Source organism: Leisingera sp. ABD4_442 (assembly GCF_056160905.1).
In genome coordinates, this window is the sequence record NZ_JBSWYB010000002.1 from 155,927 (window position 1) to 182,842 (window position 26,916).

Annotated in this window: 20 protein-coding genes and 1 tRNA gene; 18 read left to right on the forward strand and 3 right to left on the reverse strand. The window is 61.2% G+C overall.

What is annotated here, in order from left to right:
• Nucleotides 1–19: 19 nt before the first annotated feature.
• Nucleotides 20–730 carry a lysophospholipid acyltransferase family protein gene (locus tag ACXAHG_RS02680; RefSeq protein WP_475055759.1) on the reverse strand — a complete coding sequence of 237 codons (711 nt, stop codon included), beginning with the start codon at nt 728–730 and terminating at the stop codon, nt 20–22.
• 189 nt (nt 731–919) lie between these two features.
• Here ACXAHG_RS02680 and ACXAHG_RS02685 point away from each other — a divergent pair.
• Nucleotides 920–995: transfer RNA gene (locus tag ACXAHG_RS02685), tRNA-Trp, on the forward strand.
• A gap of 59 nt (nt 996–1,054) precedes the next feature.
• On the opposite strand, the gene ACXAHG_RS02690 is transcribed toward ACXAHG_RS02685, so the two are convergent.
• Nucleotides 1,055–3,205: an O-linked N-acetylglucosamine transferase, SPINDLY family protein gene (locus ACXAHG_RS02690; RefSeq protein WP_475055760.1), complete on the reverse strand. Its 2,151-nt coding sequence runs from the start codon at nt 3,203–3,205 to the stop codon at nt 1,055–1,057.
• A 202-nt stretch (nt 3,206–3,407) separates the two neighbouring features.
• Here ACXAHG_RS02690 and secE point away from each other — a divergent pair, with 202 nt between their 5' ends.
• The 12 genes from secE (at nt 3,408) to ACXAHG_RS02750 (ending at nt 20,164) form a co-directional block, all read left to right on the forward strand.
• A complete protein-coding gene (secE, locus tag ACXAHG_RS02695; protein WP_019298606.1) occupies nt 3,408–3,605 on the forward strand; it encodes a preprotein translocase subunit SecE in 198 nt (65 codons plus the stop codon).
• Nucleotides 3,606–3,834: 229 nt separating this feature from the next.
• Complete coding sequence (gene nusG / locus ACXAHG_RS02700) at nt 3,835–4,368, forward strand: transcription termination/antitermination protein NusG (RefSeq protein ID WP_222456137.1); 534 nt, start codon at nt 3,835–3,837, stop codon at nt 4,366–4,368.
• A gap of 210 nt (nt 4,369–4,578) precedes the next feature.
• On the forward strand, nt 4,579–5,709 hold the full coding sequence (locus ACXAHG_RS02705; RefSeq protein ID WP_475040815.1) for a Hint domain-containing protein: 1,131 nt from the start codon (nt 4,579–4,581) through the stop codon (nt 5,707–5,709).
• Nucleotides 5,710–5,993: 284 nt separating this feature from the next.
• Entirely contained in the window at nt 5,994–6,419 is a 426-nt protein-coding gene (gene rplK, locus ACXAHG_RS02710; protein ID WP_039134872.1) for a 50S ribosomal protein L11, read from the forward strand.
• Nucleotide 6,420: 1 nt separating this feature from the next.
• On the forward strand, nt 6,421–7,119 hold the full coding sequence (gene rplA, locus ACXAHG_RS02715) for a 50S ribosomal protein L1 (protein WP_475040816.1): 699 nt from the start codon (nt 6,421–6,423) through the stop codon (nt 7,117–7,119).
• Between the two features lie 207 nt (nt 7,120–7,326).
• A complete protein-coding gene (locus tag ACXAHG_RS02720; RefSeq protein WP_475055761.1) occupies nt 7,327–8,379 on the forward strand; it encodes a Hint domain-containing protein in 1,053 nt (350 codons plus the stop codon).
• 304 nt (nt 8,380–8,683) lie between these two features.
• The gene (gene rplJ / locus ACXAHG_RS02725; protein WP_475040819.1) at nt 8,684–9,202 is read left to right on the forward strand and encodes a 50S ribosomal protein L10; all 519 of its coding nucleotides are present in this window, start codon (nt 8,684–8,686) and stop codon (nt 9,200–9,202) included.
• Nucleotides 9,203–9,283: 81 nt separating this feature from the next.
• Complete coding sequence (rplL, locus tag ACXAHG_RS02730) at nt 9,284–9,658, forward strand: 50S ribosomal protein L7/L12 (protein WP_027236232.1); 375 nt, start codon at nt 9,284–9,286, stop codon at nt 9,656–9,658.
• 248 nt (nt 9,659–9,906) lie between these two features.
• Entirely contained in the window at nt 9,907–14,043 is a 4,137-nt protein-coding gene (rpoB, locus tag ACXAHG_RS02735) for a DNA-directed RNA polymerase subunit beta (protein ID WP_475055763.1), read from the forward strand.
• Between the two features lie 53 nt (nt 14,044–14,096).
• The gene (gene rpoC, locus ACXAHG_RS02740) at nt 14,097–18,341 is read left to right on the forward strand and encodes a DNA-directed RNA polymerase subunit beta' (RefSeq protein WP_475055764.1); all 4,245 of its coding nucleotides are present in this window, start codon (nt 14,097–14,099) and stop codon (nt 18,339–18,341) included.
• A gap of 129 nt (nt 18,342–18,470) precedes the next feature.
• Complete coding sequence (locus tag ACXAHG_RS02745; protein ID WP_475055766.1) at nt 18,471–19,286, forward strand: glycosyltransferase; 816 nt, start codon at nt 18,471–18,473, stop codon at nt 19,284–19,286.
• The gene (locus ACXAHG_RS02750) at nt 19,283–20,164 is read left to right on the forward strand and encodes a DMT family transporter (RefSeq protein WP_475055768.1); all 882 of its coding nucleotides are present in this window, start codon (nt 19,283–19,285) and stop codon (nt 20,162–20,164) included. Before ACXAHG_RS02745 ends, ACXAHG_RS02750 begins: the two co-directional genes overlap by 4 nt.
• Here the strand turns inward: ACXAHG_RS02750 and ACXAHG_RS02755 are convergent.
• Entirely contained in the window at nt 20,161–20,967 is an 807-nt protein-coding gene (locus ACXAHG_RS02755) for a putative rhamnosyl transferase (RefSeq protein WP_475055769.1), read from the reverse strand. The genes ACXAHG_RS02750 and ACXAHG_RS02755 overlap by 4 nt on opposite strands.
• Nucleotides 20,968–21,330: 363 nt before the next feature.
• Here ACXAHG_RS02755 and rpsL point away from each other — a divergent pair, with 363 nt between their 5' ends.
• The 5 genes from rpsL to ACXAHG_RS02780 all read left to right on the forward strand — a co-directional run bounded on the left by rpsL (nt 21,331) and on the right by ACXAHG_RS02780 (nt 26,780).
• Complete coding sequence (rpsL, locus tag ACXAHG_RS02760) at nt 21,331–21,702, forward strand: 30S ribosomal protein S12 (RefSeq protein ID WP_008204009.1); 372 nt, start codon at nt 21,331–21,333, stop codon at nt 21,700–21,702.
• A gap of 15 nt (nt 21,703–21,717) precedes the next feature.
• Nucleotides 21,718–22,188, forward strand: coding sequence for a 30S ribosomal protein S7 (rpsG, locus tag ACXAHG_RS02765; RefSeq protein WP_019298618.1), 471 nt, complete (start codon nt 21,718–21,720; stop codon nt 22,186–22,188).
• An 18-nt stretch (nt 22,189–22,206) separates the two neighbouring features.
• A complete protein-coding gene (gene fusA / locus ACXAHG_RS02770; protein WP_475040831.1) occupies nt 22,207–24,324 on the forward strand; it encodes an elongation factor G in 2,118 nt (705 codons plus the stop codon).
• A 63-nt stretch (nt 24,325–24,387) separates the two neighbouring features.
• The gene (gene tuf / locus ACXAHG_RS02775) at nt 24,388–25,563 is read left to right on the forward strand and encodes an elongation factor Tu (RefSeq protein WP_475055770.1); all 1,176 of its coding nucleotides are present in this window, start codon (nt 24,388–24,390) and stop codon (nt 25,561–25,563) included.
• Nucleotides 25,564–25,706: 143 nt separating this feature from the next.
• A complete protein-coding gene (locus ACXAHG_RS02780; protein WP_475055772.1) occupies nt 25,707–26,780 on the forward strand; it encodes a hypothetical protein in 1,074 nt (357 codons plus the stop codon).
• The last annotated feature ends 136 nt before the right edge of the window (nt 26,781–26,916 follow it).

The window sequence follows — 26,916 nt, forward strand, 5'->3', positions numbered from 1 at the left end:
CGCCGCCGCAAACGCCGGCTCAGCCCGCCTGTGTCTTTGGATCCTCACTGCTGCACCCGGCTGCGGCATCCGCGGCATCGGTAATGGTATCCAGCGACGCCTCCAGGCTCAGCCGCAACGATTCCACCTCTTCTTCGCTGGACTTCTTCGGAACCTCGTCCGTCCATTCCCGGCACATCAGCACGCCGCGCGAAAACGGCATCGGCAGCATCTGCCGATCCCAGGTCGGCAGCTTCATCACCTTCTTCTCGGCAAAGGCCACGGTGAACACCCGGCAGCCGGTCATCCGCGCCCAGACCACCGGCACGGTCGAAGACACCCGGGCCGGGCCTCGCGGGCCGTCAGCAGCGATACCGATGGAACAGCCCTCCCGGGTGCGGCGCAGCACTTCGCGTGACAGGGCAACGTGGCGCTTGTGGCTGGACATCGGGATGGTTTCGAACCCCAGCCGCACCAGGATCTGCCCGGCCAGCCGCCCGGCGCGGGCGGCGGAGGTGAGCGCGCAGATGCGGCCCAGCGAGGTGTCGAACAGATAAGGCGCCATGATCAGCCGCTGATGCCAGAGCACGAAAATCACCGGCTCGCCGCGGCGCACGCAGGCGTCCATCTCCTCAAACCCGGTGCGGGTCCAGCGGGAGGTGCGGAAGGCGAATCGCACATAGCCGGCAAACAGCCCCTCGATGGCGCGGTTGACCCTTGGGCTGTCGGCGATTTTCTTTCTGAGGCTCACGGGGCTAGGGCTCATTCCTGCAAGGGGCACAGGGGCTTGGCCCCGGCAATTGCCCTGTCATACTGCATGGCTGCGCCGGGGCAAAGCCCAGGGAGAGCCTGTGGCGGGCAAACCGCCCGGGCGGCGCAAGAAAATGCGCTTTTCCCTCTTGCCTCTGCAGCGCACCTGCCGTAGGACATGCCGCACCACAGGGGTATAGCTCAGTTGGTAGAGCGACGGTCTCCAAAACCGTAGGTCGCGGGTTCGAACCCTGCTGCCCCTGCCATTTTCCTGACATTGCAAACAGGGTTCGCCTGTGCGCTTTCCGGGCGCTGGAACGGACGTCTATTCAATTTGCGGCGCAGCTCTGGCGAGGGACAGATGGCCCGGTGGCATTCCGCGCATATGCTGTTCGTATACCGCGTCATAGGCGGTCTCCACCTGCCGGGTGAAAAGGGGAGTGTCGAACAGCGGCGCGGTCTTCTGCTGTGCCATAAGTTTGCCGCGCAGTGCCTTGTATGCGCCGGCATCGCTGGCCAGTTCCGCGGCCTTGGCTTTGTAATCTTCCATGCTGCCGGCGATCAGGTCCGGAAGGCCGGCAGCCTGCAGCAGGCTTGCGGTCGTGCGTGCGGCCAGCTGCTGCCCGGGCAGGGTGAGGACCGGCAGCCCGGCCGCCAGCGCGCTCCTGGCTTCGGCGGATGCATTAACCGTAAATGTGTCGAGAAACAGATCCGCCGCAGACAGGCCGGCAGGATGTCCATCTGCCTTGGGGGTGAAAATCAGCCGGTCCGGGTCGACCCCGCGGGCCGCAGCGGCGCGGCGCAGGTTGGACACCGCGTGGGGGCCATTGTCCAGCAGCCAGAGCGCGCTGCCGGCAGCGCCATCCAGCAGCTGCATCCAGAGATCGAACTCCCGCGGGGTGATCCGGCTGCCGCTGGCAAAGCTGCAGAATACAAAGCCATCCTCCGGTAGGCTGAAGTCCGCCCGGCCGGGTTTGGCGTTTGCGTCAAGGGCCGCGCTTGCCACTGCCTGGCAGCTGGCGGGCAGCTGCAGGAGATGTTCGTTGTGGTACCGCTCGCTGCCGGGCGGGCAAACGGTTTCATCGCTGATCAGGTAGTCAAAGGCGGCAGAGCCCATTGTGCCTGGATAGCCCGGCCAGGCGATGTGCAGTGGTGCCAGACGCGCTGCAAAGGGATGTGCCTTGTTGCCATCGCTGTAACCGGACAGATCCACCGCAATGTCCAGCCGGTCCGCCTGAATCGCCGCGGCGCCGTTGTCTGGGGCTGTTCCATCCAACTGCCGGAAAATAGAAACGCAGCTGCTGATTTTGCGGGCCGCTTCGCTGTCCAGGCCGGGGCCTGCGGCATAGGCGCAGACTTCAAACCGGCTGCTGTCGTGCCCGGCGAGCAGGGCGGCGTGCTGATCCAGGACCGCTGCGGCATTTGCGGCAGTGAAGACATAGCCAATCCGCAGACGGGCCGGGCGTTGCTGCGCGGGCGGCTCCGTCTGCAGCACTGCTCCCGGGAACACGTCGCTGGCATAGGCCTGGGCGCGGGCCCTCAGCAGATCCGGGTTGTCTTCCATCAGCATCAGCGCGCTGGGGTCGCAGCCGCCGCAGCGCAGGCCCAGCAGCCGCCGGTAATCTGCGTATTCCTGCATCCAGCGCCAATCGTTCAGCTCCGCAAGCATGTGCAGGCGCTGGGTCCGGGCACGGTCGTCGGACGGCGAGATCCTGAGCATCCGGTCAAAGCAGGGCAGGGCCTCCGCAAACCGTCCCTCGGCCTTCAGCAGCAGGCCAAGCTGGAAATGGGCTTCTGCCAGGTCCGGGTTCAGGCTGGCGGCGCGGGTATAATGCTCCTTCGCCTCGTCTGCTGCGCCAAGGCTGCGCAGCAGGCTGGCGAGGGCAAAGCGGGATGCGGCGTCCTCGGGCGCGATGGAAACTGCCTTGCGCAGCATGACGGCAGCCTCCGCGCTGCGGCCGTCCTGCGGCAGGGCTTCGGCCATGCTGAGCAGGGCGGGAAGGCAATTGGCATCCAGCCCCAGGGCTTTCTGGTACAGGGCGATGGCGTTTTCACGCTGCCCGCGCGCCATCAGAACGCGGCCCATTGCAGCATAGGTTCCGGCGGATTTGGAGTTCAGGCCGCAGGCCTTGTTCAGGCAGGTCGCGGCATTGTCCAGATGTCCGGCGGCCAGATGGCAGCGGCCCAGGAAGTCCCATAGAAAATGCGATTCGCGGAATGTCTTGAGCAGGGCGCCGCAGCTTTCAGCCGCATCAAAGTGGCGTCCGGCCGCCAGAGCTGACTCCAGCTCTTCCTTGGTGTCATCTGACGGTTCCCGCTGTTCACGCAGGCGCCCGCGCAGCGACTCCAGTGCTTGCATGGCGCGGGTATTCCTGGGGTTGCGGGCCAGGATGCCGGAATAGGCCAGGACGGCATCCTCAAATTTGGAATCGCGTTCCAGTTGTTCGGCCTGGGATAAGGAAAATGCGGGTGTCATGGCATCCTGTCTCATTCATCAACACGAAAAAAGCCTGCGCGGCGCATCAAGGGGCCGGGGCTGCTAGAGTCAGTTTTGCAGGAAGTGGATTAAAATTGGATTGACCGCGCGGACGCTGCCTGCGCAACAGCGGGGCGGGGCTTGAATTCAGCGGCGGCAGGCGTTACATCGCCTGCACTGCTAGCAGAGAGACTCCCCCGGTATGGCGACTATCAACCCCGTTCAGTTCATCCAGCAGGTTCGCGCCGAAGTATCCAAGGTCGTTTGGCCGACCCGCCGCGAAGTGCTGCTGACCACGGTCATGGTGTTTATCATGGCGGCGCTGACGGCGCTGTTCTTTGCGCTGGTCGATCTGCTGATCCGCTTTGGCCTGCAAGGGCTTCTGGGGATGTTCGGCTAAGCCCGCAGCGGTACTGAGGCTCCCTATGCGGCTGCTGCGCAGGCCTTGATCTTGGCGGCCCTTGATCTTGGATGTGATGGGCGGTAGGGAACCGGAACTATTGAGGCGGGCGTGCAGCGATTCGGTTTGCACGCCGCTTTTTGTTGGAGAGCGCAGCCATTGGGCTGCAGCGGGATGATTTAGCAGCGGCGCGGCATAGGCCCGCCCGGCAGAACAAGGACAACGGTTCATGGCGAAACGGTGGTATTCGGTCAGCGTTCTTTCGAACTTCGAAAAGAAAATCGCAGAGCAGATCCGCACCTCGGTCGCAGAACAGGGCCTTGAGGACGAGATCGACGAGGTGCTGGTCCCCACCGAAGAGGTGATCGAGATCCGCCGCGGCAAGAAGGTCTCGACCGAGCGCCGCTTCATGCCCGGCTACGTGCTGGTGCATATGGAAATGTCCGACCGCGGCTATCACCTGATTTCCTCGATCAACCGCGTCACCGGTTTCCTCGGCCCGCAGGGCCGCCCGATGCCGATGCGCGACGCAGAGGTGCAGGGCATCTTGGGCCGCGTCGAGGAAGGCGTCGAGGCGCCGCGCACCCTGATCACATTCGAGGTCGGCGAGAAGGTCAAGGTCAACGACGGCCCGTTCGAGGATTTCGACGGCATGGTCGAAGAGGTCGACGACGACAACCAGAAGCTCAAGGTCACCGTGTCGATCTTCGGCCGCGAGACCCCGGTGGAACTGGACTTCACCCAGGTGACCAAGCAGGGGTGATAAGTCTTTTAGTTTGGAATATTAGGTGCCGCGGGGTCCAGCCTTGCGGCATTTTCGTTGCTTTGGCCTCGGCGCTCGTGAACGCGCGCGGGGGGGTGCGCCGGGCGTTGAATCCGTGATTAACGAGCCGGTAGAATTGTTCGGGTAACGTACTGCCGCAAATGGCTTTCGCTTGGAACGGCGAAAGCTGGGTTATGCGGAGCGCGTGGTATGGCGACGACTTTCAATGTGATCTCACTCGGCAATCTGGCCGATATGGATACCATTGAAGGCAATGACGTGGCTGAAAATGCCTCGGCGCTGGTGGGCACGACGCTGGGTGGTGTTGGCGATGCGCTGGTTGATGATTTTGTTTCCTTCTCACCCGGGACTGGCAGCTATGGCGGCGGGGCGGCCAGTTATTTTGATCAGGACAACGCACCGGCCGAGAATTTTCGCATTGACGGCGGCGCGGATCAGGCTTTTGACAGCGCGGCCCGGTTCAATGTCACGATAACATATATCGACGGGACAACAGCGACGGCGAATGTCGCGATTTTTCAGGATGTCCTGGGCAATACCTATCTGGCGCCGGAAACCAGTCAGAACGCTAATCAGGATGCGCTTGAGGCCGCGCCAATCCGTTCGATCAGATTGGACAGTTTGACTCATGACACCACATCCGGTCTGTATGCATCGCGGGATGCCTTTGAATTTGCAACCTGCTACGTGCCGGGAGTCCGGATAGAGACCCCATCAGGGGCCCGGAGGGTCGAAACCTTGCGCCCTGGTGACTATGTGCTGACCAAGGATCACGGTCCTCAGCAAGTCCGCTGGACGCATTGTGGCGATCATTCGCTTGATGCGGCGGGCGATCACGCCAAGCCGGTTCTGATCAAGGCTGGGTCTCTGGGTGCTGGGCGGCCCGCACAGGATCTGACGGTTTCGCCCCAGCACCGGATACTGGTTGGTGAGGCAGGGCAGCTGCACCGCGAATTCTTGCACAGCGGGCTTGCCCCGGCCAAGTCGCTGACCGCGGCGCCGGGGATCCGTCATATGCTGGGAAAGACCAGGGCGACCTGGGTTCACTTTGCGTGCGACCAGCATGAGATTGTAATCGCCAACGGCTGCTTTTCAGAATCCTTGCTGCTGGGGCCGATGGTACTGCAGGGGCTGCCGCGCGCCGGCCGCCAGCAGCTGGCAGGTATTTACGGCCCGGTGCCGGGACCCGAAGGCGCGCTAAACGGCGCGCCGGCGCGTAAATGCCTGACGGTCAAGGCAGCACAGCAAAAAATCCTTCAATACCGGACCCGTCAAAGGGGAAATCCGCACCTATCGGCAAATGCGGCCGCCTTGACTTAGCATCTTCCTGCCGACTTGCGGGTCGGGCACGCATGGCGGCCTGGCATTTGGTCCTGCAGCCGATGGCGGGGCAGAAGGATCCTCTGCAGGGCGGAGGGGATGATGCTGCCACTTGATTGCTTGTCTCACCCACTTGCCAACCCCGCCGTTCCCCTGTAAACGCCGCCTCTATCGTCTTCGGGCGAGATTCTCTCGTGGGAGATGGACGGATCGCGATCCTGAAATCTGACCACGCAACATTCTCCGGGCAGGACGCGTCCCGCCCTCGTTGAAAGGACAACCAAATGGCTAAGAAGCTTGTTGGTTCGATGAAGCTGCAGGTTCCTGCAGGTCAGGCAAACCCCTCTCCGCCCGTCGGCCCGGCGCTGGGTCAGCGCGGCATCAACATCATGGAATTCTGCAAGGCGTTCAACGCCAAGACCGCAGACATGGAGCCCGGCGCGCCGTGCCCGACCGTGATCACCTACTATCAGGACAAGTCCTTCACCATGGACATCAAGACGCCGCCCGCGTCTTACTACCTGAAGAAGGCGGCCAAGGTGAAATCCGGCGCGAACAACCCGAGCCGGGAAACCGTCGGCACCGTGTCCGTGGCCCAGGTGAAAGAAATCGCCGAAGCCAAGATGAAAGATCTGAACGCCAACGACATCGACGCGGCAATGCAGATCATCCTGGGCTCTGCCCGCTCCATGGGCATCGAGGTGAAGTAAGATGGCAAAGCTCGGTAAACGCACCCGCGCCGCGCGCGAAGCTTTCGCAGGCAAAGAAAACCTGTCCGTGGAAGAAGCAGTTGCCCTGGTGAAAGCCAACGCAACCACCAAATTCGACGAGACCATCGAGATCGCGATGAACCTGGGCGTCGACACCCGCCACGCAGACCAGATGGTCCGCGGTGTGGTCGGCCTGCCGAACGGCACCGGCAAGGACATGCGCGTTGCAGTCTTCGCCCGCGGCCCGAAAGCGGAAGAAGCGCAGGCAGCCGGTGCAGACATCGTCGGCGCCGAAGACCTGATGGAAGCGATCCAGGGCGGCAAGATCGACTTTGACCGCTGCATCGCCACCCCGGACATGATGCCGGTCGTCGGCCGTCTGGGCAAAATCCTGGGCCCGCGCAACCTGATGCCGAACCCGAAGGTCGGCACCGTGACCATGGACGTGAAAGCGGCCGTGGAAGCAGCCAAGGGCGGCGAAGTCCAGTTCAAAGCGGAAAAAGGCGGCGTTGTGCACGCAGGCGTCGGCAAAGCGTCCTTTGACGAAGCCAAGCTGGTCGAGAATGTCCGTGCCTTCGTGTCGGCCGTGGCCAAAGCCAAGCCGTCGGGCGCAAAAGGCGCTTATATGAAAAAGATCAACCTGTCCTCGACCATGGGTCCGGGCATCACGGTTGACGTGGACAACGCTGTTACCGAGTAATCGGGCGGCCTTGCCAGACTTCGAAGCCCCGGATGTGCAAACGTCCGGGGCTTTTTCTTTGGGGCTGGTCTTGGGCAGGGGGGGCTTGCAATCCGGCCCCAGGGCAGGTTTCCGCCGCTCGTGCACGCAGGTCTTCTCACGGAAATTTCATACGGTTATCCTTGGGTTAAATCTTGTTCACGCCTCACCGGAGAATATTTGCGGCCCATGACACTACGCAGTTTCTTTGCACAGGACAGTTCCAGCCTCATTGTTGAATCGAGCTCCAGCGGCGCGATCGTTGGCAATCCGATCATCAACAATTCGGACACTCCGGACGGCACGGTCTTCACCTATTCCGGCGGAACAGGAACCACGGTGACGCTGGACGATTCCGGGGGCGGGCGGAACCGGTTTAACGATGACCGGGAAGACGACCATATCATCACCGATGGCGGCGGCATCGTGGCCGATGGCACCGAAGTGGAGGCGGAGTCGCAGATTCGGGTCCGGCAGCTGGATGGCGACGGCAATCCCGCGGGGCCTGAAATAACCATCTATGTCTTTTCCCAGAACGGGCAAACGTCCAATGTTTGGGGTTATGCCGCCAGCGCACCGCTTGAGAGCGGCTTTTCGTATGTGAAGGTTGGCGGCTCCAACACTGGAACTGCCCGATACAACGACTTTGTCACCTGCTTTGGCGATGGCACCCTGATCGAGACCGCTGACGGTCCGGTTCCCGTTGAGGATCTGACCCCGGGGCAGCTCGTCTGGACAAAGGATGGCGGCCTTCAGCCCATCCGCTGGATGTCATCCGCTGAGGTGGCGGGCAGCGGTGCATTCGCCCCGGTGGTGTTTGCGCCGGGGGCTATCGGAAACGGCCGGGAGCTGGTTTTGTCTCAGCAGCACCGGGTGCACTTCGAGCTGCCGGTTGCCGAGATGCTGTTCAGCCGGGCCGAGGTTCTGGTCGCCGCAAAGCACCTTTGCGGACTTCCAGGCGTCGCCATCCGTGCTCAGGAGACGGTCCGCTACCATCATGTCATGTTCGACCGTCACCACATCCTAAGGTCAAACGGCGTGCTGACAGAGAGTTTCTTTCTGGCGGCGGGTTCCGTGGCAGCCTTGGGGGCCAGCCAGCGCCGCGAGCTGTTGGTGCTGTTCCCGGAGCTGGCCGGGGGCGCTGGCGCCTTTGGCGAAACCGCAGCCATGACGCTGAGCGCGGCGGAGGCCCGGGTGCTTCGCGGCTGCCTGACACCAGGGGTGCTGGCGGCGGCTGCCTGAGCTGCGGCGATTATACCCGGCGGGGCAGATTTGCCCTTGGAAATCCCTGCAAATGGGACTATCCACTGCCTTGAGATAAAGCGTGCGATTCGTCGTGCGCTTTATTTCATTTCGTCCAAGATGGTGGGTGGCCTCCGATCTGGCCTTAATTTCCCTCCTGAGACGGGTACAGACCAAGAAGATCGGGGGTTTTCATTCCCTCGGGCGGATTTGGCTCATCCCGTAAAACGGACCTGAACGCCGGGCCATCTGGTTCGGCAAATATGAGCCGGGATGTGTAAGCATCCCTAACTTGGAGAGAACTGTGGATAGAGCCCAGAAAGAGAAAGTGGTCGAGGAACTCGGCCAGATCTTCGAAAGCTCTGGCGTCGTGGTGGTAGCTCACTACGCCGGTCTGACAGTTGCCGAGATGCAGGATCTGCGCGCACGTGCCCGTGACGCGAACAGCTCCGTGCGTGTTGCCAAAAACAGGCTCGCCAAAATCGCCCTCGAGGGTAAGCCGTGTGCAAGCATGGCCGACCTGCTGACAGGGATGACCGTTCTGACCTATTCGGAAGACCCTGTGTCCGCTGCAAAAGTGGCCGAGGGTTTCGCCAAGGATAACAAAAAGTTTGAGATCCTCGGCGGTGCAATGGGTGAGAATGCTCTGGACCGCGCAGGCGTCGAAACTGTGTCCAAAATGCCGTCCCGCGACGAGCTCATCGCTCAGATCGCAAGCTGCATTGGCGCACCTGCTTCGAACATCGCCGGCGCAATTGGCGCACCTGCAAGCAACATCGCAAGCATCCTTTCGACCATCGAAGAGAAGGCGGAAGCTGCGTAAGCGGTTGGCACTGAATGACTGGCGTGGGGAAATGTCCCGCACGTTGGAACACACATACTGTAAACGGAAAGAGCTGATACAATGGCTGATCTGAAAGCACTCGCAGAAAGCATCGTGGGTCTGACCCTGCTGGAAGCACAAGAACTGAAAACCATCCTGAAAGACGAATACGGCATCGAGCCCGCAGCTGGCGGCGCAGTTGTCATGGCAGCTGGCGGCGACGCCGGCGGTGCAGCTGAAGAAGAAAAGACCGAATTCGACGTCGTTCTGAAGAACGCCGGCGCTTCCAAGATCAACGTGATCAAAGAAGTTCGCGGCATCACCGGCCTGGGCCTGAAAGAAGCCAAAGAGCTGGTCGAAGCAGGCGGCAAAATCAAAGAAGGCATCGACAAAGCCGAAGCAGAAGACATCAAAGCCAAGCTGGAAGCAGCTGGCGCCGAAGTCGAGCTGGCCTAAGTCCTGCCTCTGGTGCATCGCCGATGCATCGGAAATTTGGCTGGGTCCGGATTTTTCCGGGCCCAGCCGAACCTGTCTTAGAAAGGGCCTCATCCAAGAGGCGTTTTCTTAGGCGGAGTTCAAGGGATCGGGAGGCTGCCTTCGGGACGGTGGCCATGAATTGATCCGAACGCGCTGTCTCGTATGGGCAAGGAGCCGGGGCCCGGCGGCTTCCTTGACCGGTGAGAACTCGAAAGGTGACATCTGACATGGCTCAATCGTTCCTTGGCCAGAAACGTCTACGTAAATATTACGGCAAAATCCGCGAAGTGCTGGAGATGCCGAACCTCATCGAGGTGCAGAAATCTTCTTATGACCTGTTCCTGCGCTCCGGCGATGCAGCAGAGCCGCTGGACGGCGAAGGCATCAAAGGCGTGTTCCAGTCGGTATTCCCGATCAAGGATTTTAACGAAACCTCCGTTCTGGAGTTCGTGAAATACTCGTTCGAGAAGCCGAAGTACGACGTCGAAGAGTGCATGCAGCGCGACATGACCTACTCGGCGCCGCTGAAGGTCACCCTGCGCCTGATCGTGTTTGATGTCGATGAGGACACCGGCGCGAAGTCGGTGAAGGACATCAAGGAACAGGACGTCTTCATGGGCGACATGCCCCTGATGACCCCGAACGGCACCTTCATCGTGAACGGCACCGAGCGCGTGATCGTGTCCCAGATGCACCGCTCGCCGGGCGTGTTCTTCGACCACGACAAAGGCAAGACCCACTCCTCGGGCAAGCTGCTGTTTGCCTGCCGCATCATCCCGTACCGCGGCTCCTGGCTGGACTTTGAGTTCGACGCCAAGGACATCGTCTTTGCCCGTATCGACCGCCGCCGCAAACTGCCGGTGACCACCCTGCTGTACGCCCTGGGCCTGGACCAGGAAGGCATCATGGATGCCTATTACAACACCGTGCAGTTCAAGCTGGAGAAATCCCGCGGCTGGGTCACCCCGTTCTTCCCGGAACGCGTGCGCGGCACCCGCCCGACCTACGACCTGGTGGACGCTGCCACCGGCGAGATCATCTGCGAAGCCGGCAAGAAGGTTACTCCGCGCGCCGTCAAGAAGATGATCGAAGAAGGCACCATCACCGAGCTGCTGGTCCCCTTCGAGCACATCGTCGGGAAATATGTCTCCAAGGACATCATCAACGAAGACAACGGCGCAATCTATGTCGAGGCTGGTGATGAACTGACCCTGGAATACGACAAGGACGGCGAACTGATCGGCGGCTCCCTGAAGGAACTGCTGGACGCTGGCATCACCGACATTCCGGTTCTGGACATCGACAACGTCAACGTCGGTCCCTACATGCGCAACACCATGGCGCAGGACAAGAACCTGGACCGCAACAGCGCGCTGATGGACATCTACCGCGTGATGCGCCCGGGCGAGCCGCCCACCGTCGAAGCCGCTTCCGCGCTGTTCGACACCCTGTTCTTCGATTCTGAGCGTTACGACCTCAGCGCCGTTGGCCGTGTCAAAATGAACATGCGCCTGGCACTAGACGCCGAAGACACCCAGCGCACCCTTCGCAAGGAAGACATTGTCGCCTGTATCAAGGCGCTGGTCGACCTGCGTGACGGCCGCGGCGATGTCGACGACATCGACCATCTGGGCAACCGCCGCGTGCGTTCCGTCGGCGAGCTGATGGAAAACCAGTACCGCGTCGGCCTGCTGCGCATGGAGCGTGCGATCAAGGAACGGATGTCCTCCGTCGAGATCGACACCGTGATGCCGCAGGATCTGATCAACGCGAAACCGGCTGCGGCTGCTGTGCGTGAATTCTTCGGCTCCTCGCAGCTGTCGCAGTTCATGGACCAGACCAACCCGCTGTCGGAAGTCACCCACAAACGCCGCCTCTCGGCGCTTGGCCCGGGCGGTCTGACCCGCGAGCGCGCCGGCTTTGAGGTCCGCGACGTGCACCCGACCCACTATGGCCGGATGTGCCCGATTGAGACCCCGGAAGGCCCGAACATTGGCCTGATCAACTCGCTGGCGACCTTCGCGCGCGTCAACAAATACGGCTTCATTGAAACCCCCTACCGGGTGGTGAACGAAGGCCAGGTGACCGACGAAGTGCACTACATGTCGGCAACCGAGGAAATGCGCCATACCGTGGCGCAGGCGAACGCGACCCTGGACGAGAGCGGCAAGTTCATCAACGACCTGGTGTCGACCCGCCAGTCCGGCGACTACACCCTGGCGCCGCGCGAAAGCGTGGACCTGATCGACGTGTCGCCGAAGCAGCTGGTCTCGGTCGCTGCCTCGCTGATCCCGTTCCTGGAAAACGACGACGCCAACCGCGCTCTGATGGGCTCGAACATGCAGCGTCAGGCGGTTCCGCTGCTGCGTGCAGAGGCGCCGCTGGTCGGCACCGGCATCGAGGAAAAGGTTGCGATCGATTCCGGCGCAGCCATCCAGGCGAAACGCGCGGGCATCATCGACCAGGTGGATGCACAGCGTATCGTGATCCGTGCCACCTCCGATCTGGAGCTGGGCGACGCGGGCGTTGACATCTACCGTCTGCGCAAGTTCCAGCGTTCCAACCAGAACACCACCATCAACCAGAAGCCTCTGGTCAAGGTGGGCGACACCGTTGCCAAGGGCGAGGTTATCGCCGACGGCCCGTCGACCGATATGGGCGAACTGGCACTGGGCAAAAACGTGGTCGTCGCGTTCATGCCGTGGAACGGCTACAACTACGAAGACTCGATCCTGATCTCCGAGCGCATCGCGCGTGACGACGTCTTCACCTCGGTCCACATCGAGGAATTCGAAGTCGCCGCCCGTGACACTAAGCTTGGGCCGGAAGAAATCACCCGCGACATCCCCAACGTCGGCGAGGAAGCCCTGCGCAACCTCGACGAGGCGGGTATCGTCTACATCGGTGCGGATGTGGAGCCGGGCGACATTCTGGTCGGCAAGATCACTCCGAAGGGCGAAAGCCCGATGACCCCGGAAGAGAAGCTGCTGCGCGCCATCTTCGGCGAGAAGGCTTCCGACGTGCGCGACACCTCGCTGCGCGTGAAGCCGGGCGATTACGGCACCGTGGTCGAGGTACGCGTCTTCAACCGCCACGGCGTGGAAAAAGACGAGCGTGCGCTTCAGATCGAGCGTGAGGAAGTTGAGCGTCTGGCCCGTGACCGGGACGACGAGCTGGCGATCCTGGACCGCAACATCTATGCGCGTCTGCACGGCATGCTGCTGGGCAAGACCGCGGTCAAGGGCCCGAAAGGCGTGCGCGCCGGTGCCCCGATCGACCAGGACCTGCTGGACAGCCTCAGCCGCGGCCAGTGGTGGATGCTTGCCCTTGAGGATGAGCAGGACGCCCAGGTTGTCGAGGCCCTGAACGAGCAGTACGAGGCGCAGAAGCGTGCTCTGGACGCCCGTTTTGAGGATAAGGTCGAGAAGGTCCGCCGCGGCGACGACCTGCCGCCGGGTGTGATGAAGATGGTCAAGGTCTTCATCGCGGTGAAGCGCAAGCTGCAGCCGGGCGACAAGATGGCCGGCCGTCACGGCAACAAAGGTGTGATCTCGAAAGTGGTGCCGATGGAGGACATGCCGTTCCTCGCCGACGGTACCCCGGTCGACTTCTGCCTCAACCCGCTGGGCGTGCCGTCGCGTATGAACGTCGGTCAGATCCTGGAGACCCACATGGGCTGGGCCGCACGCGGCCTTGGCATCAAGGTGGATGACGCGCTGCAGGAATACCGCCGCTCTGGCGACCTGACTCCGGTCCGTGAAGCGATGCACCACGCCTATGGCGACGATGTCTATGACGAAGGTATCGCCAATATGGACGAGACCGCGCTGATCGAAGCCGCAGGCAACGTGACCCGCGGTGTGCCGATTGCGACCCCGGTCTTTGACGGCGCCAAGGAAGACGATGTGAACAACGCCCTGGTGCGTGCGGGCTTTGACCAGTCCGGCCAGTCGATCCTGTTCGACGGCCGCACCGGTGAGCAGTTTGCGCGTCCAGTGACCGTCGGCATCAAGTACCTGCTGAAACTGCACCACCTGGTGGACGACAAGATCCACGCGCGTTCCACCGGCCCGTACTCGCTGGTTACCCAGCAGCCGCTGGGCGGTAAGGCGCAGTTCGGCGGTCAGCGCTTTGGTGAGATGGAAGTCTGGGCGCTGGAAGCCTATGGCGCCGCCTACACCCTGCAGGAGATGCTCACCGTTAAATCGGATGACGTCGCCGGCCGGACCAAGGTCTATGAGTCGATCGTCAAGGGCGAGGATAACTTCGAGGCGGGCGTGCCGGAATCGTTCAACGTTCTGGTTAAAGAAGTCCGCGGCCTCGGCCTGAATATGGAACTCCTGGATGCGGAGGTTGAGGAGTAAGGGCCCCGCGCCCTTCTCCCGCTCCCCCCTTCCGCAAGATTTGAGGTATCAAAATGAACCAGGAAATCACCAACAACCCGTTCAACCCGCTGACCCCGCCGAAGGTCTTTGATGAAATCAAAGTCTCGCTGGCCAGCCCGGAACGGATCCTGTCTTGGTCCTATGGCGAAATCAAAAAGCCCGAGACCATTAACTACCGGACCTTCAAGCCGGAGCGCGACGGCCTGTTCTGCGCCCGCATCTTCGGCCCGATCAAAGACTACGAATGCCTGTGCGGCAAATATAAGCGGATGAAGTACCGTGGCGTCGTCTGCGAAAAATGCGGCGTCGAGGTCACCCTGCAGAAAGTGCGCCGCGAGCGCATGGGCCACATCGAACTGGCCGCACCCGTTGCGCACATCTGGTTCCTGAAGTCGCTGCCGTCCCGCATCGGCCTGATGCTGGACATGACCCTGCGCGATCTGGAACGGGTTCTGTACTTTGAAAACTACGTTGTCATCGAGCCGGGCCTGACCGACCTCAGCTACGGTCAGATGATGACCGAAGAAGAGTACATGGACGCCCAGGACGCCTATGGCATGGACGCCTTCACCGCCAACATCGGCGCTGAAGCGATCCGTGACATGCTGGCCCAGATCGACCTGGAATCGGAAGCCGAAACGCTGCGCGCCGAACTGGCCGAAGCAACCGGCGAACTGAAGCCCAAGAAGATCATCAAGCGTCTGAAAGTTGTGGAATCCTTCCTGGAATCGGGCAACCGTCCGGAATGGATGATCATGACCGTGATCCCGGTCATTCCGCCGGAACTGCGCCCGCTGGTTCCGCTGGACGGTGGCCGCTTTGCGACCTCCGACCTGAACGACCTGTACCGCCGCGTGATCAACCGGAACAACCGCCTGAAGCGGCTGATCGAACTGCGCGCGCCGGACATCATCGTCCGCAATGAAAAGCGGATGCTGCAGGAATCCGTTGACGCGCTGTTCGACAACGGCCGCCGCGGCCGCGTCATCACCGGCGCTAACAAGCGACCGCTGAAGTCGCTGTCCGACATGCTGAAAGGCAAGCAGGGCCGCTTCCGTCAGAACCTTCTGGGTAAGCGCGTCGACTTCTCCGGCCGTTCGGTGATTGTGACCGGTCCGGAACTGAAGCTGCACCAGTGCGGCCTGCCCAAGAAGATGGCGCTGGAGCTGTTCAAGCCCTTCATCTACTCGCGCCTTGAAGCCAAGGGTCTGTCTTCGACTGTGAAACAGGCGAAGAAACTGGTCGAAAAAGAGCGTCCCGAGGTTTGGGATATCCTGGATGAGGTGATCCGCGAGCACCCGGTGATGCTGAACCGCGCGCCGACGCTTCACCGTCTGGGTATCCAGGCGTTCGAACCCACGCTGATCGAAGGCAAGGCGATCCAGCTGCACCCGCTGGTCTGCTCGGCGTTCAACGCGGACTTCGACGGCGACCAGATGGCTGTTCACGTCCCGCTGAGCCTTGAGGCCCAGCTGGAAGCGCGCGTCCTGATGATGTCGACCAACAACGTTCTGTCGCCCGCAAACGGCGCACCGATCATCGTTCCGTCGCAGGATATGATCCTGGGTCTCTACTATGTGACCCTGGAACGCGAAGGCATGCCCGGTGAAGGCAAGATCTTTGGCACCATCGACGAGGTTCAGCACGCGCTGGACGCCGGCGAAGTGCACCTGCACACCAAGATCACTGCGCGGATTACTCAGATTGATGAGGAAGGCAACGAGGTTCTCAAGCGCTTTGAGACCACCCCGGGCCGTGTCCGCCTGGGCGCGCTGCTGCCGAAAAACGCCAAGGCGCCGTTTGAACTGGTCAACCGCCTCTTGCGGAAGAAAGAGGTTCAGCAGGTCATCGACACCGTCTACCGCTACTGCGGCCAGAAAGAGTCGGTTATCTTCTGTGACCAGATCATGACCATGGGTTTCCGCGAAGCGTTCAAGGCCGGCATCTCGTTCGGCAAGGACGACATGGTGATCCCGGACGGCAAGTGGACCATCGTCGACGACACCCGCGATCAGGTGAAAGACTTTGAACAGCAGTACATGGACGGCCTGATCACCCAGGGCGAAAAGTACAACAAAGTTGTCGACGCCTGGTCGAAGTGTAACGACAAGGTCACCGAGGCGATGATGGGCTCGATCTCCGCTGACAAGCGGGACGAAAACGGCGCCGTGATGGAACCGAACTCGGTCTACATGATGGCCCACTCTGGTGCGCGTGGCTCGGTTACGCAGATGAAGCAGCTGGGTGGCATGCGCGGCCTGATGGCCAAGCCGAACGGCGACATCATCGAGACTCCGATCATCTCGAACTTTAAAGAAGGCCTGACCGTTCTCGAGTACTTCAACTCGACCCACGGTGCCCGTAAAGGTCTGTCGGATACCGCGCTTAAGACGGCGAACTCGGGTTACCTGACCCGCCGTCTGGTGGACGTGGCGCAGGACTGCATCGTTCGCGAGATCGATTGCGGCACCGAGCGTGCGATCACCGCAGAAGCGGCTGTGAACGACGGCGAGGTCGTGGCCAGCTTGGGCGAGCGCATCCTGGGCCGTGTGGCTGCGGATGACATCAAGCGTCCTGGCACCGACGAGATCATCGTGGCCGCAGGCCAGTTGATCGATGAGCGCATGTCCGACGCAGTGGAAGAGGCCGGCGTTCAGTCGACCCGCATCCGCTCGCCGCTGACCTGTGAGAGCGAAGAGGGCGTCTGCGCCATGTGCTACGGCCGTGACCTGGCCCGCGGCACCCGCGTCAACACCGGCGAGGCCGTCGGCATCATCGCGGCGCAGTCGATCGGTGAACCCGGCACCCAGCTGACCATGCGGACCTTCCACATCGGCGGCGTTGCCCAGGGTGGCCAGCAGTCGTTCCTGGAAGCAAGCCAGGAAGGCAAGATCGTCTTCGAGATGCCGCAGACCCTGGAGAACGCCAACGGCGAGACCCTGGTCGTCGGCCGCAACATGAAGCTGATCATCCAGGACGAGCACGGCGAAGAGCGCGCCAGCCACAAGCTGGGCTACGGCTCCAAGCTGTTCGTCAAGGAAGGCCAGAATGTTGCCCGCGGCGACAAGCTGTTCGAATGGGATCCCTATACCCTGCCGATCATCGCCGAGAAGCCGGGTACGGCTAAGTATGTCGACCTGATCTCGGGCCTGGCGGTCCGCGACGAGACCGACGAAGCCACCGGCATGACCCAGAAGATCGTGATCGACTGGCGTGCGGCTCCGAAAGGTTCCGACCTGAAGCCGGAAATCATCCTGGTGGACGGCAATGGCGAGCCGGTGCGCAACGATGCTGGCAACCCGCTGACCTATCCGATGTCCGTGGACGCCATCCTGTCGGTCGAAGACGGCCAGCAGATCATGGCAGGTGACGTTGTTGCGCGTATCCCGCGTGAAGGCGCCAAGACCAAGGACATTACCGGTGGTCTGCCGCGCGTTGCGGAACTGTTCGAAGCCCGCCGCCCGAAAGATCACGCGATCATCGCCGAAATTGATGGTTACGTGCGCTTCGGCCGCGACTACAAGAACAAGCGCCGTATCGCGATCGAGCCGTCGGACGAGTCGATGGAAGCCGTCGAATACATGGTGCCCAAGGGCAAGCACATTCCGGTTCAGGAAGGTGATTTTGTCCAGAAGGGCGACTACATCATGGACGGCAACCCGGCGCCGCATGACATCCTGTCCATCATGGGTGTCGAGGCACTGGCGAACTACATGATCGACGAGGTTCAGGACGTCTACCGCCTGCAGGGTGTGAAGATCAACGACAAGCACATCGAGGTGATCGTCCGCCAGATGCTGCAGAAGTGGGAGATCTCCGACTCCGGCGACACCACGCTGCTGAAAGGCGAACACGTGGACAAGCAGGAGTTCGACGCCGCCAACGAGAAGGCCCTTGCCCGCGGCAAGCGTCCGGCGCAGGGCGAACCGATCCTGCTCGGCATCACCAAGGCGTCGCTGCAGACCCGCTCCTTCATCTCGGCAGCCTCCTTCCAGGAGACCACCCGGGTTCTCACCGAGGCCTCGGTGCAGGGCAAGAAGGACAAGCTGGTCGGCCTCAAGGAGAACGTCATCGTGGGCCGCCTGATCCCGGCCGGCACCGGCGGCGCCACCCAGCGGGTGCGTCAGATCGCCCAGGGCCGCGACAACGTGGTTCTGGAAGCCCGCCGCGAGGAAGCCGAAGCCGCTGCAGCCCTGGCTGCGCCGGTGATGGACGACGGCGTGGTGGACGAGGGCGGCCTGGACAACCTGGTCGACACTCCGGAAAGCCGCGACTAATCCCTGGCGCCGAAAGTCATGAAAAAGCCCCCGTATGCCACATGCGGGGGCTTTTTTGTGTTCTGAACCGCGGCTATGTGTTGGTTGAGGGAAGCGGATCAGCACATATTCCGCGGGCAGGGGGCGCCGATGGATATCAGGCTTCGGATGATCGGGCTGGTGCGGTTTTCCGTCCTCAGCACAGATTACTATTCGGACCGGTTCAAGACCCTGGACGAAAAGGCAGAGCACCTGTTCTCACCGGAGCGGATGGAGCTGCGCTTCCGGCTGTTTGAAAACCTGTGCCTGCGGTCTCTGACACAACAAACCGACAGCAGTTTCCGGCTGATTGTGCTGACTTCGCAGGATCTGCCGGCGCCTTACCTTCAGCGGCTGCTGGATCTGACAGAGCCCTTCAGCAACATCTACTGTCACGGCGCCGCCCCTGACATTCACTATCAGCAGCTGAAAGCGGCTTATGGGCTTGTCCACCTGCGCCGGGCGACGCACCGGGTTCTGTTCCGGCTGGATGATGACGATGCGCTGGACCGTGATTTCATCAAACGCACCAAGGCTTTTGCGCGCGGCATGATCCCGCTCCAGGACGAGGGGCAGACGCCATTTATGATTGCGCATAACCGCGGGCTTTACCTGGAAAAAACCAGCAAGGGCTGCGAGATCTACGATACCTGCGAACGCTCGCCGCTTTCGGCCGGCCTGTCGCTGGTAGCGCCGCTCAGCAGCAACGCCAACCCCTATGCTTACAATCACCGCAAGATTGCGCAGCATTACAACACATTCTCCGACATCTCGGTGCCTGCGTTCCTGCGCACAATTCACGGTGACAACAAATCCGATCCGGCGCAGATGGGGATCACCCGCAAATGGCGTCGGCGCCAGGTCAATCAAGCGCTAGAGCGGCATTTCGGCTTTGACCCGGATTGGCTCAGGGAACTGCTGCCATGACACCCAATCAGGCCGGCGCTCTGCTGATGGCAGGCAGTATGGCCGCCTTCACCTTCAACGACGCGCTGGTCAAGCTGGTCAGCTCCTCCCTGCCGCTGGCGCAGATCCTGACCATACGGGGCATTGCCGCGAGCGTTCTCATACTGTTTCTTGCCCGACGCCTTGGAAGCCTGCGCCTCCGCCTGTCCGGCAAGGCCTGGACGATGATCGCGCTGCGCTGCGGTTTCGAGGTCGCTTGCACCTATCTGTTCCTCACGGCCCTGATGCTGATGCCGCTGGCAAATCTGACGGCGGTACTGCAGGTGCTGCCCCTGACCGTGACCCTTTGCGCCGCCTTGTTCCTGCAGGAACCGGTGGGCTGGCGGCGGATGGCCGCTATTGCCGCGGGCTTTGCCGGGATGTTGCTGATCGTGCGCCCGGGCCCGGACGGGTTCAGTAACGGTGCCCTTTATGCCCTGGCTGCGGTGGCCTGCATCACCGCCCGCGACCTGGTGACCCGCCGGGTGCCGGCCGAGGTGCCGTCCATGACCGTGACGCTGTCGGCCTCGGTCTCGGTGCTTGTGTTCGGCATTGCGGCCTCCGCCACCACCGAATGGCAGCCGGCTGGCACTGCCGACCTCCTGGCGCTGATGGGGGCGGCCGTGTTTATCTTTGCGGGCTACCTCTGTTCGGTGATGACGATGCGGGTAGGTGAGGTCGCCGTGGTGGCGCCGTTCCGCTACAGCGGCCTGATCTGGGCGCTGATCCTGGGCTGGGCGGTGTTTGGCGAATGGCCGGATATGCTGACCTTGGCCGGCGCGGCAATTGTCGCTGGGGCCGGGCTGTTCACCTTCTACCGCGAGCGCAAGGCTGCGCGGGCGGCAGCGGCGGCAGGTTAAGCCTGGGCAAATGCTTGTTTCACGCTGGCAGTCCTGATGCCAAAAACAGTGGCAAATTCCGTTTGCTGTTCCCGCGTCAGCGGCGTGACATCCACCGGTTTGGCGCCGGACTGGCGGGAATCGTTATAGCCATTGTGGCTGCGCACCCACATTGGCGCGTCGGTGATCGTGACCGAGGGCATGTGGTGGTGGATCTTGTGATGCGCGAAATTCATGATCGTCTTGCGGCTGCCGCCTGCCGCATACATCCCCAGCGCCGCGGTGAAATAGGGGCGCACGGCCGGCGCTGCGGCAATGCCTGCGGCGCCGAATTCGGCAACATAGCCCCGGTTGAAATCAATCGCCGCCGCTGAGGAGCGGGCGAACAATTTTGCGCAGTCATCAGCGGTCTCGCGCAGGCGTTCAACAAAATCGGTGGCCACCGCGTCGTCATCGTCGAACCGGAATTGCAGGCAGGGGGCCTTGGGATTTTGCCGGGCATTGTTTAGCAGCTCTTTCATGACCTCCCGGTGCTTGCGCGGCGGCTCAGCATGAATGCGGATCTGCGGCATTCCGGCTGTCAGCGCCTCCAGCCGGTCGCGGTACTTGCCGGGCAGGCTGCCGCCAATCACCAGAATCAGGTCAAATTCCTGGTCTGTCTGCTCCCGCAGGCAGGGCAGGGCTACGGTCTCAAACAACCGGAACCGCTCCTCCATCCGGGCCTCGGCATAGAGATAGGCCAGACGCTCTTCCAGCGTTTCATGCTCCACTTGAAATCCGCCGATGGCCGGGTATGAAAACCGGCACAATCCGATGACCTGCATGTTTAAATCCATTTTGCGTGCAATGCTGGGTGCGCTGACTATGCCGGTCCCCCCGGGGCCGGGCAAGATGCAACAGGCCGCGGCCGGCAGGATCCTGGAGGGGCCGCTGTTGACAACCCCCGCGACTCCCCATATACGCGCGCCTATCCGGCACCCGGAGTGTATTCTTCGTCAGCCGAATTCAAAATTGCAGTGGCTCAAGGTCCGGGCACTTTTATCACCCGGATCCTCTGTAAACACACCGCGTCGTCTCACCTCGGAATGGGAGCGATTGCGGTTTTTGCGCTTGTGGACGCACAGGTGCAGCGAAATCACCCGCACGCGCCGGCGTGCATGACAAGTTGCTAAACGGGGAATACCTGAATGCCAACGATCCAGCAGCTGATCCGCAAGCCGCGTCAGCCGAAGCGTAAAGTTTCGAAGTCCCAGCACCTCGAGCAGTGCCCGCAAAAGCGCGGCGTCTGCACCCGCGTGTACACCACCACTCCGAAGAAACCGAACTCCGCTATGCGGAAAGTTGCGAAGGTCCGCCTGACCAACGGCTTCGAAGTGATCTCCTACATCCCCGGTGAAAGCCACAACCTTCAGGAACACTCCGTGGTTCTGATCCGCGGCGGCCGTGTAAAAGACCTTCCGGGTGTCCGTTACCACATCCTGCGCGGTGTTCTGGATACCCAGGGCGTCAAAGACCGTAAGCAGCGCCGCTCGAAGTACGGCGCGAAGCGTCCTAAGTAAGAAGGAGAGGCTGATATGTCACGTCGTCACGCCGCTGAAAAACGCGAAGTTCTGCCCGACGCCAAATTCGGCGACCGCGTTCTGACCAAATTCATGAACAACCTGATGATCGACGGCAAGAAGTCGGTCGCAGAGCGTATCGTCTACAACGCGTTCGACCGCGTCGAAGGCAAGATCAAGCGCGCTCCGGTTGAGGTCTTCCACGAAGCCCTGGACAACATCAAACCGTCCGTCGAGGTCCGCTCCCGCCGTGTTGGCGGTGCAACCTACCAGGTTCCGGTTGAAGTCCGCCCCGAGCGCCGCGAAGCGCTGGCCATTCGCTGGCTGATCGCCGCTGCCCGCAACCGCAACGAAAACACCATGGAAGAGCGCCTCGCAGGCGAGCTGCTGGACGCTGTCCAGTCCCGTGGCACCGCGGTCAAGAAGCGCGAAGACACCCACAAGATGGCAGAGGCCAACAAAGCCTTCTCCCATTATCGCTGGTAAGCTAGAGGACATAGACCTATGGCACGCGAATATCCCCTCGACCTGTACCGTAACTTCGGTATCATGGCGCACATCGATGCAGGTAAAACCACCTGCTCCGAGCGCATCCTGTATTACACTGGTAAATCCCACAACATCGGTGAGGTGCACGACGGTGCAGCCACCATGGACTGGATGGAGCAGGAGCAGGAACGCGGTATCACCATCACCTCGGCTGCGACCACCACTTTCTGGGAACGCACCGAAGACGGTAAGACCGCCGACTCGCCCAAGCACCGCCTGAACATCATCGACACCCCCGGCCACGTTGACTTCACCATCGAAGTTGAGCGTTCGCTGGCGGTTCTCGACGGTGCGGTCTGTGTTCTGGACGCCAACGCCGGTGTTGAACCCCAGACCGAAACCGTGTGGCGTCAGGCTGACCGCTACAAGGTTCCGCGCATGGTGTTCGTCAACAAGATGGACAAGATCGGCGCCGACTTCTTCAACTGCGTCAACATGATCGAAGACCGTACCGGCGCCCGCGCGGTTCCGGTTGGTGTTCCGATCGGCGCAGAGAATGAGCTGGAAGGCCTGGTTGACCTGGTCAACATGGAAGAATGGCTGTGGCAGGGCGAAGACCTGGGCGCATCCTGGATCAAAGCTCCGATCCGTGACAGCCTGAAAGACATGGCTGACGAATGGCGCGGCAAAATGGTGGAAGCGGCCGTCGAAATGGACGACGACGCCATGGAAGCCTACCTGGAAGGCGAAGAGCCCGACGTTGCCACCCTGCGCAAACTGCTGCGCAAGGGCACCCTGGAGCTGGCGTTTGTTCCGGTTCTGGGCGGTTCCGCGTTCAAGAACAAAGGTGTGCAGCCGCTGCTGAACGCCGTGATCGACTACCTGCCCAGCCCGCTGGACGTTGTCGACTACATGGGCTTCAAACCCGGTGACGAAACCGAAGAGCGTAACATTGCCCGCCGTGCGGACGATGAAATGGCGTTCTCCGGCCTGGCGTTCAAAATCATGAACGACCCGTTTGTCGGCTCGCTGACCTTCACCCGCATCTATTCCGGCGTCCTGAACAAGGGCGACACGCTTCTGAACTCCACCAAGGGTAAGAAAGAGCGCGTCGGCCGGATGATGATGATGCACTCCAACGACCGCGAGGAAATCACCGAAGCGTTCGCAGGCGACATCATCGCGCTGGCAGGCCTGAAGGACACCACCACCGGTGACACCCTCTGTGCCGTCAACGATCCGGTTGTTCTGGAAACCATGACCTTCCCGGATCCGGTGATCGAGATCGCGGTTGAGCCGAAAACCAAGGCCGACCAGGAGAAAATGTCCCAGGGTCTGGGCCGTCTGGCCGCCGAAGACCCGTCCTTCCGTGTGGAAACCGACCTGGAATCCGGTCAGACCATCATGAAGGGCATGGGCGAACTTCACCTGGACATCCTGGTTGACCGCCTCAAGCGCGAGTTCAAGGTGGAAGCCAACATCGGTGCGCCGCAGGTGGCCTACCGAGAGACCATCTCCAAAGAGGTCGAGCACTCCTACACCCACAAGAAGCAGTCGGGTGGTTCGGGCCAGTTCGCCGAGGTGAAGCTGATCATCTCGCCGACCGAAGCCGGCGAAGGCTACTCCTTCGAATCCCGCATCGTCGGCGGTGCGGTTCCGAAGGAATACATCCCCGGTGTTGAAAAAGGCATCCAGTCCGTCATGGACAGCGGCCCGCTGGCCGGCTTCCCCGTGATCGACTTCAAAGTTGCCCTGATCGACGGTAAGTTCCACGACGTGGACTCCAGCGTTCTGGCCTTTGAAATCGCCGCCCGCATGGGCATGCGCGAAGGCATGAAGAAAGCTGGCGCCAAGCTGCTGGAACCGATCATGAAGGTCGAAGTGATCACCCCGGAAGAATACACCGGCGGCATCATCGGCGACCTGACCTCCCGCCGCGGCCAGGTGTCCGGCCAGGAGAACCGCGGCAACGCAATCGCCATCGACGCCTTTGTGCCGCTGGCGAACATGTTCGGCTACATCAACACCCTGCGTTCGATGAGCTCGGGCCGCGCCCAGTTCACCATGCAGTTCGATCACTACGATCCGGTGCCGCAGAACATCTCCGACGAGATCCAGGCGAAATACGCGTAAGCGTCAGAAAATTGAGGGGTCCGCAGCCGTTGCGTGCCCCTCTCGAAACAAAAGGAGGCCATCATGGCTAAGGAAAAGTTTGAACGTAATAAACCGCACGTCAACATCGGCACCGTTGGCCACGTTGACCACGGCAAGACCACTCTGACCGCGGCTATCACCAAATACTTCGGTGACTTCAAAGCCTACGACCAGATCGACGGCGCACCGGAAGAAAAAGCCCGCGGCATCACCATCTCGACCGCGCACGTCGAATATGAAACCGAAGCGCGCCACTATGCGCACGTCGACTGCCCCGGCCACGCCGACTACGTCAAGAACATGATCACCGGCGCAGCCCAGATGGACGGCGCGATCCTGGTTGTGAACGCCGCTGACGGCCCGATGCCGCAGACCCGCGAGCACATCCTGCTGGCCCGCCAGGTTGGCGTTCCGGCCCTGGTTGTCTTCATGAACAAAGTTGACCAGGTCGACGACGAAGAGCTGCTGGAGCTGGTGGAAATGGAAGTCCGCGAGCTGCTGTCCTCCTACGAGTTCCCGGGCGACGACATTCCGATCATCGCCGGTTCCGCCCTGGCGGCGATGGAAGGCCGCGACGCCAACATCGGCGAAGAGAAGATCAAAGAGCTGATGGCGGCCGTGGACGAGTACATCCCGACCCCCGAGCGCGCGGTTGACCAGCCGTTCCTGATGCCGATCGAAGACGTGTTCTCGATCTCCGGCCGCGGCACCGTTGTGACCGGCCGTGTCGAGCGCGGTGTGATCAACGTTGGCGACGAAATCGAAATCGTCGGCATCAAAGACACTTCGAAAACCACCTGCACCGGCGTGGAAATGTTCCGCAAGCTGCTGGACCGCGGTGAAGCCGGCGACAACATCGGCGCCCTGCTGCGCGGTGTGGACCGTGATTCCGTCGAGCGCGGCCAGGTTCTGTGCAAGCCGGGTTCCGTGACCCCGCACACCAAGTTCGAAGCCGAAGCCTACATCCTGACCAAGGAAGAAGGCGGCCGCCACACCCCGTTCTTCGCGAACTACCGTCCGCAGTTCTACTTCCGCACCACCGACGTGACCGGCACCGTGACCCTGCCGGAAGGCACCGAGATGGTGATGCCGGGCGACAACCTGAAGTTCGCGGTTGAGCTGATCGCCCCGATCGCGATGGAAGACGGCCTGCGCTTCGCCATCCGCGAAGGCGGCCGCACCGTCGGCGCCGGCGTTGTGTCCAAAATCATTGAGTAATCAGGTTTCCTGATACTTGATAGAAAGGGCCGCTCATCCGAGCGGCCCTTTTTCGTTGTGGCGAAAATGGTCACTTTGTTATTGTCTTCAAGCCGGGTGCGGCACTGCCGTTATCGTCATTTGTTTTCAGCAAGGCATTTTAGATGTTCAATAATTTTCGGACGCTCATTGCGTCATCTTTGGTTTCTTTGGTGCAATTGTTTTCCAGCCCCGATGTTTCTGCTGCGACCTGTGAAGCGCCAGTGGAGAGCAACATCGAAGGCGTGGTTATCTGCGATCTGGGGGTTCTGAAAGGCGGGGAAAGCAGCTTCGCAAGAGCGGTAAGCGATGATGGCCGCATTGTCGTTGGTGTGAGCGGCTCTTCGGTTGGAGAGCGCGCATTTATGTGGACTGAAGAGCAGGGGATGGTCAGTCTCGGGGTCCTGCCTGGAGGAACTGAGAGCCAGGCCAGGGCTATAAGCGCTGATGGTTCAACAATTGTAGGCAAGAGTGGCAGTGAAGCTGGCTGGCGTGCGTTCCGGTGGACAAAAGAAACGGGCATGGTCAGCCTCGGTGAGGTCGATGGGCACAGGGAAATTGGTGCAACTGGAGTGAGTGCAGATGGTACAGTTGTTGTTGGCAGCGCTGTCGGCCTTGGAGGTCGCAGTGCTTTTCGCTGGACCGCCGATAGCGGAATAACTTTTATTGAGACCGAAGATCTTCACAGAGACAGTGCGGCTCTTGGCGTCAGTGGCGACGGCCAAGTCATTGTCGGGCGCGTAGGATCCCGGGCTTTTCGATGGACAGCCAGTGAGGGAGTTGTTTTGCTAAAATCGGTGCAGGGGGAAAAACTTATGTATGCGCATGATGCTTCCTTGGACGGCTCGGTTATTGTTGGCGAAGCAGGGTCAAATAGCAGAAGTAAGGTATTCTACTGGCACCCAATGGGTAAGAAACAGGTATTGTTTTCTGTAGCTGAGTTTAAGAAAAGCGGAGCTTTGGCAGTTAACCGTCTGGGGACAACTCTTGTGGGATACGTGAAGGGTTCTGGAGCGCAGAATGCCTTTATCAGGAAGACGGATGGGTCTTGGAAATTGCTTGGCAGGCTGAGCAAGACAGGGGGATATCTTTTTAGCAAAGCCAGCGATGTTAGCTCAGACAGCCTTACTGTTGTTGGAACTTCTACTGGTGAGGCGGGGAACCGTGCAGTGATATGGAAGCTCACTCGGCAAGACTAGTAGACGAGTTTAGCGTGGGTTCTTCACGCAGTACTGCTGAATTGACAGGAGGCGTTTGCTACACTTCCCTTTCAACAGTGTACGGTGGGCAACCTGCCCGCTGTAACCGGCCCTTTAGGAAGTCTAACAAACCTCA

What these genes read in the sequence shown, in the direction of transcription:
- ACXAHG_RS02705 (WP_475040815.1), top strand. Translation starts at nt 4,579, where the DNA reads ATGGCGACGACTTTCAATGTGATCTCACTCGGCAATCTGGCCGATATG.
- ACXAHG_RS02780 (WP_475055772.1), top strand. Translation starts at nt 25,707, where the DNA reads ATGTTCAATAATTTTCGGACGCTCATTGCGTCATCTTTGGTTTCTTTG.
- ACXAHG_RS02690 (WP_475055760.1), bottom strand. Translation starts at nt 3,205, where the DNA reads ATGACACCCGCATTTTCCTTATCCCAGGCCGAACAACTGGAACGCGAT.
- rpoB (WP_475055763.1), top strand. Translation starts at nt 9,907, where the DNA reads ATGGCTCAATCGTTCCTTGGCCAGAAACGTCTACGTAAATATTACGGC.
- secE (WP_019298606.1), top strand. Translation starts at nt 3,408, where the DNA reads ATGGCGACTATCAACCCCGTTCAGTTCATCCAGCAGGTTCGCGCCGAA.
- ACXAHG_RS02745 (WP_475055766.1), top strand. Translation starts at nt 18,471, where the DNA reads ATGGATATCAGGCTTCGGATGATCGGGCTGGTGCGGTTTTCCGTCCTC.
- tuf (WP_475055770.1), top strand. Translation starts at nt 24,388, where the DNA reads ATGGCTAAGGAAAAGTTTGAACGTAATAAACCGCACGTCAACATCGGC.
- rplA (WP_475040816.1), top strand. Translation starts at nt 6,421, where the DNA reads ATGGCAAAGCTCGGTAAACGCACCCGCGCCGCGCGCGAAGCTTTCGCA.
- nusG (WP_222456137.1), top strand. Translation starts at nt 3,835, where the DNA reads ATGGCGAAACGGTGGTATTCGGTCAGCGTTCTTTCGAACTTCGAAAAG.
- rpoC (WP_475055764.1), top strand. Translation starts at nt 14,097, where the DNA reads ATGAACCAGGAAATCACCAACAACCCGTTCAACCCGCTGACCCCGCCG.
- fusA (WP_475040831.1), top strand. Translation starts at nt 22,207, where the DNA reads ATGGCACGCGAATATCCCCTCGACCTGTACCGTAACTTCGGTATCATG.
- rplL (WP_027236232.1), top strand. Translation starts at nt 9,284, where the DNA reads ATGGCTGATCTGAAAGCACTCGCAGAAAGCATCGTGGGTCTGACCCTG.
- ACXAHG_RS02755 (WP_475055769.1), bottom strand. Translation starts at nt 20,967, where the DNA reads ATGCAGGTCATCGGATTGTGCCGGTTTTCATACCCGGCCATCGGCGGA.
- ACXAHG_RS02720 (WP_475055761.1), top strand. Translation starts at nt 7,327, where the DNA reads ATGACACTACGCAGTTTCTTTGCACAGGACAGTTCCAGCCTCATTGTT.
- ACXAHG_RS02750 (WP_475055768.1), top strand. Translation starts at nt 19,283, where the DNA reads ATGACACCCAATCAGGCCGGCGCTCTGCTGATGGCAGGCAGTATGGCC.
- rpsL (WP_008204009.1), top strand. Translation starts at nt 21,331, where the DNA reads ATGCCAACGATCCAGCAGCTGATCCGCAAGCCGCGTCAGCCGAAGCGT.
- rplK (WP_039134872.1), top strand. Translation starts at nt 5,994, where the DNA reads ATGGCTAAGAAGCTTGTTGGTTCGATGAAGCTGCAGGTTCCTGCAGGT.
- rpsG (WP_019298618.1), top strand. Translation starts at nt 21,718, where the DNA reads ATGTCACGTCGTCACGCCGCTGAAAAACGCGAAGTTCTGCCCGACGCC.